This window comes from Streptomyces sp. A 4/2 (assembly GCF_940670765.1).
Lineage (GTDB): Bacteria > Actinomycetota > Actinomycetes > Streptomycetales > Streptomycetaceae > Streptomyces.
The window spans coordinates 13,455-27,670 of record NZ_CALNVW010000036.1; the positions used below are offsets into that span (position 1 = coordinate 13,455).

At 71.6% G+C, this 14,216-nt stretch carries 15 protein-coding genes; 7 read left to right on the forward strand and 8 right to left on the reverse strand.

Annotated elements, in window-relative coordinates; translation table 11 throughout:
* The first annotated feature begins 19 nt into the window (after positions 1 to 19).
* On the forward strand, positions 20 to 1,288 hold the full coding sequence (locus tag NBY69_RS26420; protein ID WP_250304076.1) for an MFS transporter: 1,269 nt from the start codon (positions 20 to 22) through the stop codon (positions 1,286 to 1,288).
* 17 nt (positions 1,289 to 1,305) lie between these two features.
* Here NBY69_RS26420 and NBY69_RS26425 read toward each other — a convergent pair whose 3' ends face one another.
* From NBY69_RS26425 to NBY69_RS26440, 4 genes are all read right to left on the reverse strand, one after another.
* Positions 1,306 to 2,733 carry a GAF domain-containing protein gene (locus NBY69_RS26425; protein ID WP_250304078.1) on the reverse strand — a complete coding sequence of 476 codons (1,428 nt, stop codon included), beginning with the start codon at positions 2,731 to 2,733 and terminating at the stop codon, positions 1,306 to 1,308.
* Between the two features lie 62 nt (positions 2,734 to 2,795).
* The gene (locus tag NBY69_RS26430) at positions 2,796 to 3,833 is read right to left on the reverse strand and encodes a rod shape-determining protein (protein WP_250304079.1); all 1,038 of its coding nucleotides are present in this window, start codon (positions 3,831 to 3,833) and stop codon (positions 2,796 to 2,798) included.
* Positions 3,834 to 4,033: 200 nt separating this feature from the next.
* Entirely contained in the window at positions 4,034 to 4,612 is a 579-nt protein-coding gene (locus tag NBY69_RS26435) for a hypothetical protein (protein WP_250304081.1), read from the reverse strand.
* A gap of 184 nt (positions 4,613 to 4,796) precedes the next feature.
* On the reverse strand, positions 4,797 to 5,246 hold the full coding sequence (locus NBY69_RS26440) for a MarR family winged helix-turn-helix transcriptional regulator (RefSeq protein WP_250304083.1): 450 nt from the start codon (positions 5,244 to 5,246) through the stop codon (positions 4,797 to 4,799).
* Between the two features lie 109 nt (positions 5,247 to 5,355).
* Here NBY69_RS26440 and NBY69_RS26445 point away from each other — a divergent pair, with 109 nt between their 5' ends.
* The 4 genes from NBY69_RS26445 (at position 5,356) to NBY69_RS26460 (ending at position 8,909) form a co-directional block, all read left to right on the forward strand.
* Positions 5,356 to 6,375 (forward strand): NADP-dependent oxidoreductase, encoded by a 1,020-nt coding sequence (locus tag NBY69_RS26445; RefSeq protein WP_250304085.1) that lies wholly within the window; start codon positions 5,356 to 5,358, stop codon positions 6,373 to 6,375.
* 63 nt (positions 6,376 to 6,438) lie between these two features.
* Positions 6,439 to 6,867, forward strand: a complete 429-nt coding sequence (locus NBY69_RS26450; protein ID WP_250304088.1) for an organic hydroperoxide resistance protein — start codon at positions 6,439 to 6,441, stop codon at positions 6,865 to 6,867.
* 235 nt (positions 6,868 to 7,102) lie between these two features.
* Positions 7,103 to 7,942, forward strand: a complete 840-nt coding sequence (locus tag NBY69_RS26455) for an SMP-30/gluconolactonase/LRE family protein (protein ID WP_250304247.1) — start codon at positions 7,103 to 7,105, stop codon at positions 7,940 to 7,942.
* Positions 7,943 to 8,072: 130 nt separating this feature from the next.
* On the forward strand, positions 8,073 to 8,909 hold the full coding sequence (locus NBY69_RS26460; RefSeq protein ID WP_250304090.1) for an EI24 domain-containing protein: 837 nt from the start codon (positions 8,073 to 8,075) through the stop codon (positions 8,907 to 8,909).
* A 52-nt stretch (positions 8,910 to 8,961) separates the two neighbouring features.
* Here NBY69_RS26460 and NBY69_RS37685 read toward each other — a convergent pair whose 3' ends face one another.
* Genes NBY69_RS37685 through NBY69_RS26475 form a run of 3 tightly spaced genes read right to left on the reverse strand, consistent with a single transcriptional unit; the run spans position 8,962 to position 11,043 of the window.
* Positions 8,962 to 9,135, reverse strand: coding sequence for a hypothetical protein (locus NBY69_RS37685; protein ID WP_374211342.1), 174 nt, complete (start codon positions 9,133 to 9,135; stop codon positions 8,962 to 8,964).
* A 23-nt stretch (positions 9,136 to 9,158) separates the two neighbouring features.
* Entirely contained in the window at positions 9,159 to 10,133 is a 975-nt protein-coding gene (locus NBY69_RS26470; RefSeq protein ID WP_250304091.1) for an aldose epimerase family protein, read from the reverse strand.
* Between the two features lie 10 nt (positions 10,134 to 10,143).
* Complete coding sequence (locus NBY69_RS26475; RefSeq protein ID WP_250304093.1) at positions 10,144 to 11,043, reverse strand: SGNH/GDSL hydrolase family protein; 900 nt, start codon at positions 11,041 to 11,043, stop codon at positions 10,144 to 10,146.
* Positions 11,044 to 11,335: 292 nt separating this feature from the next.
* Here NBY69_RS26475 and NBY69_RS26480 point away from each other — a divergent pair, with 292 nt between their 5' ends.
* Together NBY69_RS26480 and NBY69_RS26485 are read left to right on the forward strand one after the other, a co-directional pair.
* A complete protein-coding gene (locus tag NBY69_RS26480) occupies positions 11,336 to 11,830 on the forward strand; it encodes a DUF3145 domain-containing protein (protein ID WP_250304095.1) in 495 nt (164 codons plus the stop codon).
* 20 nt (positions 11,831 to 11,850) lie between these two features.
* Complete coding sequence (locus NBY69_RS26485) at positions 11,851 to 12,726, forward strand: NAD(P)-dependent oxidoreductase (protein WP_250304097.1); 876 nt, start codon at positions 11,851 to 11,853, stop codon at positions 12,724 to 12,726.
* 162 nt (positions 12,727 to 12,888) lie between these two features.
* Here the strand turns inward: NBY69_RS26485 and fabF are convergent, their stop codons facing one another.
* The gene (fabF, locus tag NBY69_RS26490) at positions 12,889 to 14,151 is read right to left on the reverse strand and encodes a beta-ketoacyl-ACP synthase II (protein WP_250304100.1); all 1,263 of its coding nucleotides are present in this window, start codon (positions 14,149 to 14,151) and stop codon (positions 12,889 to 12,891) included.
* Positions 14,152 to 14,216: the final 65 nt, after the last annotated feature.

Below are 14,216 nucleotides of genomic sequence, written 5' to 3' on the forward strand. Positions count from 1 at the left end.
AAGCCGGTTAGCATCCCGTGTGACCCCGATACGCCCGCCCAAGGAGCTGCCGATACGGCGGCGCATATTCGCCGACCTCACGCCGCTGCGCACCTCGCCGGATTTCCGGCGGCTCTGGTTCGGCAACACCATCTCCTGGGTCGGCCAGGGCATGACCGCCCTCGCGATCTCCCTCCAGGTCTACGACCTCACCCGCTCCAGCTTCTCCGTCGGCCTCGTCGGGCTGTTCTCACTGGTGCCGCTGGTCGCCTTCGGCCTGTACGGCGGGGCCGTCGCCGACACCCTCGACCGGCGCAAGCTCGGGCTCTACAGCGCCCTCGGCTCGGCGGTCCTCTCGGTCGGGCTCTCGGCGGCCGCGTTCGCCGGATTCGACCATGTCTGGTTCCTGTACGGCATCGTGGCGCTCCAGTCCGTCTGCGCGGCCCTCAACGCCCCGGCCAGATCGGCCATGATTCCCCGGCTGCTGCCCGCCGAACAGCTGCCCGCGGCCAACGCGCTCTCCTCCATGACGAGCACCTTCGGCATGCTGATCGGGCCGATGCTCGGCGGTCTCATCGTCGGGTTCCAGGGCTACCAGGCGGCCTACCTGGTCGACGCCCTCTCCTTCGTGGCGGCCCTGTACGCGATGTGGCGGCTGCCCTCGATGCTTCCCGAACGGGCCGCCGGGGCCAAGAAACGGGCGTCGGTCCTGGACGGTCTGCGCTTCCTGGCGACCCGGCCCAACCTCCGGATGACGTTCTTCTCCGACTTCTGCGCCATGATCCTGGCCCAACCGCGGGCCCTGTTCCCCGCGGTGGCCGTGCTCTGGTACGGAGGCGACGCCCGGACGACCGGACTCCTGGTGGCGGCCCCCGCGCTGGGCGCCCTGCTCGGCGGGGTCTTCTCCGGCTGGCTGGGCGGCGTCCGCAGGCACGGTCTGGCGATCGTGGTGGCGGTGGCCGGATGGGGGCTCGCCGTCGCGGTGTTCGGACTGACCAGGAACCTCTGGCTCGGGCTGTTCTTCCTCGCGCTGGCCGGGGCCGCGGACACCGTGTCGATGGTGTTCCGCAACACGATGATGCAGGTGGCGGCGCCCGACGAGATGCGCGGCAGGCTCCAGGGCGTCTTCATCGTGGTCGTCACGGGCGGCCCGCGGCTCGGCGACTTCCTGGCCGGCTCGACGGGCGACCTGGCATCCCCGGAGGTCGCCGTGGTCGGCGGCGGCATCGCCTGCGTACTGGCGGTCGCGCTGCTGGGCCTGACCCGTCGCGGCTTCCTCCGGTACGACGCGCGGTCGCCCGTACCGTAGCCGGGCCGACCGTTACCTCACGACCGGGACTCCCACACCACCGTGTTCCCGTCCCCGTCCCCGTCCCCGTCCCCGTGGTCCGGCGTCCCGTCGTGCGTGACGCTCAGCCGGACCCGTTCCTCCCGCGCGTCGACCACCACGGCGATGTGCGTGACGTCCGGCAGCCGGTGCGCGCGGGCCAGCGCCTGCCGCAGTTCCGCCAGCAGTTGCTCGCCCACCTGCTCGGTGATCCGGGTGTCGACCGGGCCGAGGAAATGCACCGAGGGCGCGAACCCGAGCAGCGCCCCCGCGCCCTCCGTCTCCCGCAGCACCTTGCCGCGCAGCGTCGACGGAGCGTCGGCGGGCGGCTGCTGAAGGGCGAAGATCGCGGTCCGTACGTCCTGGATCGTGGAGTCGAGTTCGTCGACCGCCCGGCCGACGAGTTCGCCGAGTTCCGTCCCGGCGGCCCGCCGTTTGGTGGACTCCAGCATCATCTCGGTCGCGAACAGCCGCTGGACGACCAGGTCGTGGAGGTCGCGGGCGATCCGGTCGCGGTCCTCGTACACCGCGAGCTGCTCCCGGTTGTGCTGGGCGTCGGCCAGCACCAGCGCGAGTGCCGCCTGCGAGGCGAACTGGAGGGCCAGTGTCCGGTCCGCCGCGTTGTACGGACGGCCGCTGCGCCGCCGTGGCAGCGCGAGTGTGCCGATCAGCTTCCCGCCGCTCTGCAGCGGCAGCATCATGCTCGGCCCGAAGCGGGCCCGCACATGGGTGGTCATCCGGGGATCGGTCGACGAGTCCTCGATGAACACCGGGTCCCCGCCCAGCAGTTGGATCAGGACCGGGGAACCTGGCTCGATCGTCGTGCCGATCAGGTCGCCCGGGTCCTCGAAGGTGGAAGCGGCGACGATCTCCATGCCGCCGCTCTCGGTCGGCAGGAGCACCACTCCCGCCACCGCGTCGGCGAGACCGCGGGCCTGCTCGGCGACGGTGGTCAGGGCGTCGGTGGCGCTCTCCCCGGTGAGCAGCGCGTTGGTGACGGCCGCGGCCCCCTTGATCCAGCGCTCCCGCTGCCTGGCCGTCTCGTACAGCCGGGCGTTGCCGATGGCGATGCCCGCCTGCGAGGCCAGCACCCGCAGCAGTGCCCGGTCGTCCTCGTCGAAGGCCCCGTCGCGCTTCTGCGCCAGATGAAGTGTGCCGAAGACCGCGTCGTGCACCCGGATGGGGACCCGGAGCAGCCCGGGGGTTCCGTCGGGGAGGCCGATCAGCGAGTCGCCGTCCTCGCCGGTCGCGAACAGGTCGGTGAGGCGGTCGCGTTCGGGGTCGATGATGCCGAGCGCGCCCTGCCGCGCGCCGGTCAGACCGGCCGCCGAGTCCACGATGTGCTGGAGGGTGCTGTGCAGTTCGAGGTCGGTTCCGACGCTCAGCACCGCTTCGAGGAGCACCGGCAGCCGTGCGTTCTCGGTCATCCCGGTCCCCCGGACATCTCGGCCCCCGCTCGCCTTCGGTCCGTCCGCCGCGGCCTCGCCGCTCAGCCGCTCAGCGGTGCGAGGGTCATGGGCGCGATCTTGCCCTCCAGCATCGCGCCCAGCCCGAGGACCGAGCAGACGTCGGGCCGTTCGGCGATCTGGACCGGCATGCCCGTCGCGTTGCGCACCATCTGGTCGAGGCCGGGCAGCAGGGCGCTGCCGCCGACCATCATGATGCCGCGGTCCGACAGGTCGGCCACCAGATCGGGCGGGCAGCCGCGCAGCACCCGGCCGATGCCGTCGAGCACGGCGGTCAGCGGGGTGTGGATCGCCTCCCGCATGGCAGCGGTGTCGACCTGGACCGAGCGGGCCAGCCCGGTGGCCACGTCACGGCCGTGGATCTCGGTGGACGCGGGACCCTCGGTGGTCAGGCCGTTGCCGCTGAGCGCCAGTTGCAGCGGACGCACGGACTGGCTCGGCAGCAGCAACTCGTGGTGCTGGCGCAGATGCTGCACGATGGCCCGGTCGATGGCCTCGCCGCCCACCGGGACACGCTCCGCGGTGACGATCGATCCGAGCGAGAGGACGGCGATCTGGGTGGTCGCCGCGCCACAGACCATGATCATGGTGGCGGTCGGCTGTTCCACGGGGAGCCCGCAGCCGACGGCCGCCGCGATCAGGGTGTCGACCAGCTCGACCCGCCGGGCGCCGAGCCCGACCAGGGTCTCCACCGTGGCGCGCTGCGCCAGCGGATCGGAGTCGTGCGGGGTGCATGCGGCGGCGCGCAGCATCGGGGTGCGGCGCAGCCTGCGTCGGAGCTTCTCGCCGAGGAGCTGGCCGAGCATCCGCTGAGCCATCTCGATGTCGACGACGCTGCCGCCCGACACGGGGCGCACGACCCGGATGTAGCCGGGGGTACGGCCGGTCATCTGCTCGGCGAAGGTGCCGACGGCGATGAGCGCCCCGCTCCGGACGTTCACGGCGGCGACGCTCGGCTCGTCCACGACGAGACCGGCGCCCTTCACGAACACCCGGGTGCGGGCGGCCCCGAGGTCGACGGCTACCTGGCAACGGCGCAACTGCTCAAGGCTGACGGTCACGGCGGGATCTCCCGAGAGGCGCGGAGGTGGAGCACCGGCGGCAACCGGTCCTCCTCGCATCCTGCGACGGCCGGGGCCCGTGCGCGCGCCGGGCTGAGCCGGCCGGGTGCCTGCCTGACGTCCCGGCTCGACGCTCCAGCCGTCCTGACATCCCGGCCGCGACGCCCCAACCGTCCAGACCCCCGAACGGGAGGCACCCGCTACTGCGCTGTGCCGGTGTACGCCACCTCCTGCAGCAGCCCCCAGGTGAACCCGGCGACACAGGGCCGCCCGCCGGGCGGGGTGAAGGCCAGCCGCCAGCGGGTCGGTGCGGTGCCCTCCAAGGGCCGTACGGGGGCGAAGGCACGGGCCACCTCGTCCACCGTGCACGACCAGGGGACCAGGTCCTCCGCCGTACGCAGCACGGGCCCGGCGGCTCCCGGCGCACGGACCAGCCACTCGTTCCACACCCCGCCGCCCGGCGCGGTCAGCACCTCGAACCGCAGACCGGGCCAGAGCGGTACGGGCCACTGACGGGCCTCGCACTCCAGGTCGCCGATTCTGCGGCGGACCGTGGCCACCGGCTCGCCGAGCACGGACCGGTAGCGCCGCAGCGCCCCGTGGGACCTGGGGGAGCGGACCATCGCCTGCCAGCGCCGGTTGGCCTCGCGCATGTCGGCGAGCGAGACGCCCAGCTCGGCGCGGGCATCGTCGACGAGGGCCGGCTGGTGGTCGGCCATCCTGCGCAGCAGCACCAGCTGGAAGTCGAGCGGCCCGAACGGGGTGGCTGATTGCGGCATGCGTCCATCCTGCCCGTACCGGTGCACGGACCCGCGCCCGCGCCCGTTCCCGGACCCGCGCCCGTTCCCGGACCCGCGCCCGTTCCCGTACACGGACCCACACCCGTACACGGACCCACACCCGTACGCGGACCCACACCCGTTCCCGTACACGGACCCGCACCGGTACCCGTGCGCGGACCCGTCAGGGCTTGGCCGGTGGCTGGTCCGCCGTGCCGCCGAGCATCCGCCGCAGCAGATCGCGCAGCACCGTGCGTTCTTCGGCGGACAGCTCGCCCAGCGGTTCCCGGGCGAACGTCAGCGAGCCGCGCAGCAGGGCCGACGTCTGCCGGCCCCGGTCCGTGACAGCGGCGAGCTTGACCCGGCGGTCGGCCGGATCGGGGCGGCGCTCGACCAGGCCGCGCGTCTCCAGCCGGTCGACGATCCCCGTGACGTTCGACGGCTCGCACTTCAGCTTCTGCGCGAGACGGCGCATCGGCATGGCCTCGATGGAGAGCAGACCGAGCACCCGGGCCTGGGCTCCGGTCAGCGCGTGTCCGGCAGCCACTTCGTCGTACTCCTCGTAGTACCGGGAGACGACGTCACCGATCAGCTCGACGACTTCGAGGGTCAGTGGGTCTGTACGAGTGGCCATGCCCACCATCGTACCCACTTGCTTGACATTCTAAAATATCTAGGCGCATGGTTGTTTAACGCAGTCGATATTTCATGCAGTGAAGCTTTACTCAGGAGGTCGAGCCCCCATGTCCGCATCCCCCACGACGAGCCGCGAATGGCACCTCACCGCCCGTCCGAACGGCTGGCCCACCCCGGCGGACTTCGCCCTGCGCGAGGTCCCGGTGACCGAGCCCGCCGAGGGCCGGATCCTGGTCCGTAACCGCTACTTCTCGGTCGACCCCTACATGCGCGGCAGGATGAACGACGTGAAGTCGTACGTCCCGCCCTTCCAGCTCGGCAAGCCGATGGACGGCGGCGCGGTCGGCGAGGTCATCGCCTCCGCCGCGGACGGGTTCGCCGTCGGTGACCACGTCGTCCACGGGCTCGGCTGGCGCGAGGTGTCGGACGTACCGGCCGCGCACGCCACCAAGGTCGACACCTCGCTCGCCCCGCTCTCCGCGTACCTCGGCGTGCTCGGCATGACGGGCCTCACCGCCTATGCGGGCCTCTTCGACGTCGCCTCCTTCAAGGAGGGCGACACCGTCTTCGTCTCGGGCGCGGCCGGCGCCGTCGGTAACCAGGTCGGCCAGATGGCGAAGCTCAGGGGCGCCGCGCGCGTCGTCGGTTCGGCGGGCTCCGACGAGAAGGTCAGGCACCTCGTCGAGGACCTCGGCTTCGACGCCGCGTTCAACTACAAGAACGGCCCGGTCCGCGAGCAGTTGGAGGCCGCCGCCCCCGACGGCATCGACGTCTACTTCGACAACGTCGGCGGGGACCACCTCGAAGCCGCGCTCTCCTCCTTCAACGTGCACGGCCGCGCGACCATCTGCGGCATGATCGCGGCCTACAACAACACCGAGCCGACGCCGGGCCCGCGCAACATGGCCCTGATCATCGGCAAGCGGCTGCGGCTCCAGGGCATGCTCGTCAACGACCACGCCGCGCTCCAGCCGCAGTTCGTCAAGGACGTCGCGGGCTGGATCGCCTCCGGCGAGCTGAAGTACGAGGAGACGGTGGTCGAGGGCGTCGAGCAGGGCGTCGAGGCGTTCCTCGGCATGCTGCGCGGGGAGAACACCGGGAAGATGATCGTCGCGGTCAACCAGTAGTCTCACTCCCAGGCCGTCGCGGTCGTGGGCGCGAGCCGCGGCGTACACAACAGAAGGAACCTCATGGCAATCCAGCACATCGACGTCGCGTACACCGCTGTCGCCACCGCGGAGAACGGCCGGGACGGCCGGGTCTCGTCCAGTGACGGCAAGCTCGACGTCGTCGTCAACCCGCCGAAGGAGATGGGCGGAAGCGGCGCGGGCACCAACCCCGAGCAGCTCTTCGCCGCCGGTTACAGCGCCTGCTTCCAGGGTGCGCTCGGCGTCGTCGCCCGGCAGGAGAAGGCCGACATCTCCGGTTCGACCGTGACGGCCGCCGTCTCCATCGGCAAGACCGAGCAGGGTGGCTTCGGCCTGGAGGTCGAGATCACGGCGGCCATTCCGAACGTCGACGCCGCCACCGCGCAGTCGCTGATCGAGAAGGCGCACCAGGTGTGCCCGTACTCGAACGCGACCCGCGGCAACATCAAGGTGGAGCTGGCCGTCGCCTGACCCGGCTGCGCGCAGGGCCGTCGGGCCGTCGGCCGGACGGACCCTGGGAGGGCCGCATTCCGCTCGGGCGGGGTGCGGCCCTCCGCGCGTGCTGCCCGGCGCGTACGTTGTGTTCGCTCCGCCGCACGAGCCGCACGAGCCGCACGAGCCGCACGAGCCGCACGAGCCGCACGAGCCGTACGAGCAGCACAAGTGGAACGGGCAGAGCAGTGGAACAGGGGAGGCGGGCAGCGTGATGCGTCCGGAAGTGGCGGTACGCGAGCGGGCCGAACTCGGCGAGGGCCCCACCTGGGACACGGCGGCCGGCCGGCTGATCTGGGTGGACATCCTCTCCTCGCGGGTCCACACCTTCGACCCCGCGACCGGCCGGCGCACGGTCCTGGACACCGGGCAGCACGTCGGCGCCGCCAAACCGCGGTCCGGCGGGGGGCTGGTGGTCAACCTCAGGGACGGCGTGGCGCTCTACGGCGCCGACGGCGCCTTCTCGTGGCTGGCGCACGACCCGGTACCGGGCCGCCGTGGGAACGACGCCGCGGTCGCGCCCGACGGGGCGCTCTGGGTCGGAACCATGCGGTACGACGACGCCGAGGGCGGCGGCACGCTCAGCCGTGTCGCGCCGGACGGCACGGTCACGCGGACGCTGGTGATGAGCTGCTCCAACGGCACCGGCTGGAGCCCGGACGGCTCCCTCATGTACCACGTCGACACCCCGACCCGGCGGATCGATGTGTTCGACTTCGACGGTGAACTCCCGTACCACCGAAGGGAGTTCGCGACCATCGAGGAGGGGGCGGGCTTCCCCGACGGTTTGGCGGTGGACGCGGCCGGATGTGTCTGGGTGGCGCTCTGGGACGGCTCGGCGCTCCGCCGGTACACCCCGGACGGCGCCCTCGACCGTACGGTCCCGCTGCCCGTACGGCGCCCCACCTCCTGTGCCTTCGGCGGCCGGGAACTGCGCGACCTCTACATCAGCACGGCCCGCGCGGGTCTCGACGCACCGCACCCGCTCGCCGGCTCCCTGCTGGTCCTGCCGGACGCCGGACAGGGGCTTCCACAGCCAGCGTTCCCGGGCTGACCCCGGGCCCGTACGCCGGACATCCGGACGCCGGATCGCCGAGCGCCGGACATCCGAACGCCAGGCCGCCGAGCGCCGGACATCCGAGCGCCGGACGGGCGTGTCGGTGCACCCCGCTAGGCTGGAACCCATGGGTGAACTCGGGGCGGGCTTCGGTTATCTCGTGAAGGGCCATCGCTGGGTCGCCCGGCACGGCAAGCAGTACGGATTCGCGCTGCTGCCCGGCCTGGTCACCCTGGTGCTCTACATCGCCGCGCTGATCGCGCTCGTCTTCTGGGCGGACGACGTGACCGCCTGGGCCACACCGTTCGCCGACGGCTGGAACTCCCCCTGGCTCGGGCTGTTCCGCGGCTTCCTGACGGCGCTGCTCTGGGCGCTCTTCCTGCTGTTGGCCGTCATCTCCTTCACCGCGGTGACACTGCTCATCGGCGATCCCTTCTACGAGGCGCTCTCGGAGCGGGTCGACGCGTCGGACGGCTACGCGGCCCACGGGTCCGGACTGCCGCTCTGGCGTGACCTGTGGGTCTCGGCGCGCGACAGCGTCCGCGTCCTGGTACGGGTGACGTTCTACGGGCTGCTGCTCTTCGCTGCGGGATTCGTCCCGGCCGTCGGCCAGACGGTCGTCCCGGTGATCGGCTTCTGCGTCTCGGGCTTCTTCCTCGCGGAGGAGCTGACAGCGGTGGCGCTGCAACGCCGGGGCATGGAGTTCAAGGCGCGGCTGGCCCTGCTGAAGAGCCGCCGCCTGCGCACGCTCGGCTTCGGCGTCCCGCTGACGCTGGCCTTCCTGGTGCCGCTGGTCGCCGTCTTCCTGATGCCGGGTGCGGTGGCGGGGGCGACGATGCTGGCCCGCGACCTGGTCGGCGAGGAGCCGGTGGCAGCGCCCGAACCGGAACCCGAACTCGAACCGGAACCGGCCCCGGAGCCCGTACGGACGACCGGTGAGGCACCGGGGCCCGCCGCGTCCTGACCGGCGCGGGCCATCCCCCGGCCGGCCCCGGGCCGAACCGGACGGCCCGGCGTCACTTCCGGGGCAGGCACTCCGCGCGACGCCACGAACGCCCGGAAAGCGGCCGGCTGTCCACCGACTCCGGATCCAGCAGCCACGGGTACTGCAAGCCGTCCATGACCGCCACCTCCGGCGGTGCCACCTCCAGCGGTGCCACCACCAGCGGTGCCACCACCAGCGGTGCCACCTCCTCCGGCGGGAGCCCGCCGGCTACCGCACCCCGAACCCGTACACCGTCGACGAGACATACGCACCGCCCGGCCGGAGCACCGCACCGGGGAACTCCGGCCGGTTCGGCGTATCGGGGAAGCGCTGGGTCTCCAGCGCGATCCCGGCGCCGGGCCCGTACGGACCGTCGTCGATGTGGTCACCGGTGTAGAGCTGCAGCCCCGGCTCGGTGGTCGTGACGCTCAACGTCCGCCCCGACACCGGGTCGTACAGCTCGGCCGCGTCCGCCCCGTCGAGCACGAAGTTGTGGTCGTACCCCGGACCCACCTGCCGCGCCCGGCGGAAGTCGAAGCGCGTCCCCGCCACCGGCGCCAGCTCCCCGGTGGGGATCAGATCCGCGTCCACCGGCGTCAGCCGCGACGCCGCGATCCGCAGCTCGTGACCGGTCGCGCTGCCCGACCCCTGGCCGCCGAGGTTCCAGTACGAGTGGTTCGTCAGGCTCACCACGGTCGGCGCGTCGGTCGTCGCCCGGTAGGCGATCCGCAGCGCACCGCTCTCCTCCAGGCTGTAGGTCACCGAGACGTCCAGCCGCCCGGGGAACCCTTCCTCGCCGTCGGGGCTGACGCGGAAGAGCCGCACCCCGTGCTCCACGGCCTCGGCGTCCCAGACCCGCTTGTCGAAGCCGCGCTCACCGCCGTGCAGGCTGTTGGGCGGGTTGTTGCGGGCCAGTCGGCAGGTCCGTCCGTCGAGCACGAAGACACCACCCGCGATCCGGTTCGCGTACCGCCCGACCAGCGCCCCGAAATACGGGCCGGTGTGCTCCAGGTACCCGCTCAGCACGGGGAAGCCCAGCACCACATCGGCCACGGCCCCCGCGCGGTCGGGCACCTCGACCGACTGCACGATCCCGCCGTACGTCAGCACCCGCACCCGCGTACCGCCCCGTTCGAAGGTCCACCGGTGGACAGGGGTGCCGTCACCGAGACGGCCGAAGGGTTCCGGCTGCGCGCTGTTCATGATCGGGACCCTACGCCGGGGGCCTTACGGCCGTGACGTTGCGGTAGGCGATGGCCGCGAGCTGCTCCTGGCCGTTCCTGCCGGGGTGGAACCAGTCCCACCGGCTCAGCTGCGCCTGGGTGAACGGGTAGTCGAACACCGCCCCGCCGTCGTACCGGCAGTGCCGATCGGTGGCGCACACGTCCTTGAGCACCTCGTTGTACGCGATCACCCGGTCCCGCACGGTGTCGCGCCGCCGCACGGCCGCCGGGTCCATCGCGTCCGAGTCCCGCAGCATCGAGGAACAGATCCCCAGCTTCCAGATCTCCTTGCCCAGCGGGTTGGTGCGCCCCTGCGACCAGAGCCGCTTGAGGTCCGGGACGCTCGACACGTAGACCTGGCTTTCGGGCAGCGCGGTGCGCAAACGTTTCAGCGCCGTCTCAAACGAAGTCCGGAATTCATCCACCGGTGTCATGTGCGAAACCGAGGTCCGGCAGGCGTCATTGGCACCCGCCATGATCGTCACCAGCTCCGGCCGGTGCGCCACCGCCCTGTCGATCTGCGCGGGCACATCTGCCATCAGCGCGCCGGTCTTCGCGTCGTTCCAGCTCTCCTTCGCACCGAGCCGGGAGACGAGGCTGTGCACCGCGGTGTCCGTACCGGTCGCCCAGGAGACCCGGGGGCAGTCGGACAGCACCGAACACGCGTCGAAGCCACGGGTTATCGAATCGCCCACTGCGGCCACCGACCGGGGACGCGTGTCCCAGGCGGGTGAGGGAGAGGGTGACGCACGGTGCGCGGACTCGGACCGGGCGCCGTTCCCACTGTCGGAAGAGTCACAGCCCGTCAGCGCTCCGAGCGGGACCAGAAGTACGGCCGTCAGAGCGGCTACGGCGCCGCGACTGCGGCGGATCCGGCGGGAATCCGGCATCCCACTGCCCCCTCCATGTGGCGGACCCAGGCGTCCTGCCGAGTGAAACCTGTGTGTTCAACAGCCTTTGGACCGACCGTACGTCACACGAGTGACGTCGCAGCGCGGTACGTTTTTCCCCGTCGACCAGTGGCAACTTCGCCGCACCCAACGGCTCCGATAAATTACATCACGTCACATACTGTCCCATTTCAGGAGATTAACTCCCGATGCTGTTTACTGTTGCACCCCGGGGCAGAACGGGCGAGAGGCTGCTGGGGAAGGCGAACCTCGAACCGCACTGGAGGTCCCGGTGACGACACGTGGAGTTCTGTACGTGCACTCCGCACCGCGCGCGCTCTGCCCGCACGTTGAATGGGCAGTGGCGGGTGTTCTCGGTGCGCGGGTCAATCTCGACTGGATCAGGCAGCCCGCCTCTCCCGGCACCTGGAGATCGGAATTCTCCTGGCAGGGCGAGACGGGCACCGCGTCCAAACTCGCCTCGGCGCTGCGTGGCTGGAACCTGCTGCGCTTCGAGGTGACCTCGGAGCCGTGCCCCACGGCGGAGGGCGAGCGGTACAGCGCCACGCCCGAGCTCGGCATCTACCACGCCGTCACCGGCATGCACGGCGACATCCTGATCCCCGAGGACCGGCTGCGCGCCGCACTCGCGCGGTCACTGGGCGGCGAGAGCGACCTGGAGGCCGAGATCGCCCGCCTGCTCGGCAAGCCGTGGGACGACGAGCTGGAGCCGTTCAGGTACGCGGGCGAGGGCGCCCCGGTGCGCTGGCTGCACCAAGTCGTCTAGACGCCCCCTACGGTGGCCGTATGGCTGACAACACCGCAGTAGCTGTCCTCGGTACGGGCATCATGGGCGCCGCGATGGCCCGCAACCTCTGCCGGGCCGGACTCGACGTGCGGGTCTGGAACCGGACCCGCTCCAAGGCGGAGCCGCTCGCCGGCGTCGGCGCCCGCGTCACCAGCACGCCGGGTGAGGCCGTCGAGGGCGCGGACGTGATCCTCACGATGCTGTACGACGGCGCGGCGGTGCTCGACACGATGACCGCCGCGGCGCCCTCGCTGACCCCCGGGGCGGTCTGGCTCCAGTCCACCACCGCGGGTACCGGCGCACTCGCTCCGCTGACCGAACTGGCCCGCACCACCGGTCTCGTCTTCGTCGACGCGCCGGTCCTCGGTACCAAGGCCCCGGCGGAGAGCGGACAGCTGACGGTTCTGGCGGCCGGTCCCGACTCCGTACGCGAAGCGGTCGCGCCGGTCCTGGACGCGATCGGATCGCGTACGGTCTGGGTCGCCGACAGCGGCAGCACCGGAGCGGCCACCCGCCTCAAACTGGTCTGCAACAGCTGGGTGCTGACCCTCACTCATGGCACGGCCGAGGCGCTCGCGCTGTCGGCGGGCCTGGGGGTGGACCCCGCGCGTTTCCTGGACGCGGTGGCGGGCGGCTCGCTGGACTGCGGATATCTGCGTCTCAAGGCGGACGCGATCCGCAACGGCGACTACACGCCGAGCTTCTCGGTCACGACGGCGGCCAAGGACGCCCGGCTGATCGTCGAGGCGGGACGGGCGGCCGGGGTCCGGATGGACGTGGCGGCGGCGGGCGGCGAACGGTTCCGGCGGGCCGAAGCGCTGGGGCACGGGGGCGACGACATGGCGGCGTCCTACTTCGCCAGCTTCGAGGCGTAGCCGGGCCAAGAGGCGTGGGACGGCACCCGGCGCGGGACCACGGCTTCGAGGCGGCGGCTACGAGGCGTAGAACGGAATCCGGGCGAGCACGGTATCGACGACGACGGCGAGGGGCCCGGGGAGGACGAATCCCCGGGCCCCTCGCCGTCGTGCTGAGCGGTGTCAGACCGAGCGGAACGCGAGCACCACGTTGTGCCCGCCGAATCCGAACGAGTTGTTGATCGCCGAGATCGAACCCTGGGGCAGCGTGCGCGGCTTGTCGCGCACGATGTCCGCTTCGATCTCCTCGTCGAGGTCGTCGATGTTGATGGTCGGCGGGGCCGTGCGGTGGTGCAGCGCCAGCACCGTCGCGACGGTCTCGATGCCACCGGCGCCGCCGAGCAGGTGCCCGGTCATCGACTTCGTGGCGGAGACCGCGACATGGTCGAGCTCGTCGCCGAGGACCTGGCGGAGCGCCTTGATCTCGGCGATGTCGCCCTGCGGCGTGGACGTCGCGTGCGCGTTGAGGTGCACGACCTCGGCCGGCTTCAGATCGGTCGATTCGAGCAACTGCCGCAGAGCCGCGGCGATGCCGCGCCCCGTCGGCTCGGGCTGCGCGATGTGGTGGGCGTCCGAGGACAGGCCCTGGCCCACGACCTCGCAGTAGACCTTGGCGCCGCGCGCCGCGGCGTGCTCGGCCGACTCCAGGACCACGATGCCGGAACCCTCACCGAGGACGAAGCCGTCGCGGGCCTTGTCGTACGGGCGGGAAGCCGTCTCGGGCGTCTCGTTCTTCTTGGACATCGCCATCATGTTGGCGAACGCCGCGATGGGCAGCGGGTGGATGGTCGCCTCGGTGCCACCGGCGACGACGACGTCGGCGCGGCCCGAACGGATCATCTCGACCGCGTACCCGACGGCCTCGGCACCGGACGCGCACGCGCTGACCAGTGCGTGCACCCCTGCCTGCGCGCCGAGTTCGAGCCCGACGTTGGCGGAAGGACCGTTCGGCATGAGCATGGGGACGGTGTGCGGGGAGACGCGGCGGACGCCCTTCTCCTTCAGCACGTCGTACTGGTCGAGCAGGGTGGTGATGCCGCCGATCCCGGAGGCGATGACCGTACCCAGCCGCTCGGGCCGGATCTGCTCGTCCTCGCCCGCCTTCGCGGTGAAGCCCGCGTCGGCCCACGCCTCGCGGGACGCGATGACCGCGAACTGGGCCGAGCGGTCCAGCTTGCGGGCGAGCGGGCGGGCCAGGACCTCGCTCGGGTCGACAGCCGCGGAGGCGGCGATACGGACCGGAAGTTCGGCGAAGCGCTCCCCGGTGAGAGGCTTCACGCCGGAACGGCCTGCGAGCAGTCCGTCCCAGGTCGATGCGCTGTCGCCGCCCAGCGGTGTGGTTGCGCCGATACCGGTGACGACCACGGTGCGATTGGTCGGGCTCACTGGAATTTCTTCTCCACGTGTAGAGGGGATTGAGAGGGACCGGCGATGGTGGGGCGGCGACGCTG

Bases quoted from the DNA above. Each gene is read 5' to 3' on its own strand.
- NBY69_RS26425 (WP_250304078.1), bottom strand. From the start codon at position 2,733: ATGACCGAGAACGCACGGCTGCCGGTGCTCCTCGAAGCGGTGCTGAGC.
- NBY69_RS26435 (WP_250304081.1), bottom strand. From the start codon at position 4,612: ATGCCGCAATCAGCCACCCCGTTCGGGCCGCTCGACTTCCAGCTGGTG.
- NBY69_RS26440 (WP_250304083.1), bottom strand. From the start codon at position 5,246: ATGGCCACTCGTACAGACCCACTGACCCTCGAAGTCGTCGAGCTGATC.
- NBY69_RS26445 (WP_250304085.1), top strand. From the start codon at position 5,356: ATGTCCGCATCCCCCACGACGAGCCGCGAATGGCACCTCACCGCCCGT.
- NBY69_RS26450 (WP_250304088.1), top strand. From the start codon at position 6,439: ATGGCAATCCAGCACATCGACGTCGCGTACACCGCTGTCGCCACCGCG.
- NBY69_RS26455 (WP_250304247.1), top strand. From the start codon at position 7,103: ATGCGTCCGGAAGTGGCGGTACGCGAGCGGGCCGAACTCGGCGAGGGC.
- NBY69_RS26460 (WP_250304090.1), top strand. From the start codon at position 8,073: ATGGGTGAACTCGGGGCGGGCTTCGGTTATCTCGTGAAGGGCCATCGC.
- NBY69_RS26470 (WP_250304091.1), bottom strand. From the start codon at position 10,133: ATGAACAGCGCGCAGCCGGAACCCTTCGGCCGTCTCGGTGACGGCACC.
- NBY69_RS26475 (WP_250304093.1), bottom strand. From the start codon at position 11,043: ATGCCGGATTCCCGCCGGATCCGCCGCAGTCGCGGCGCCGTAGCCGCT.
- NBY69_RS26485 (WP_250304097.1), top strand. From the start codon at position 11,851: ATGGCTGACAACACCGCAGTAGCTGTCCTCGGTACGGGCATCATGGGC.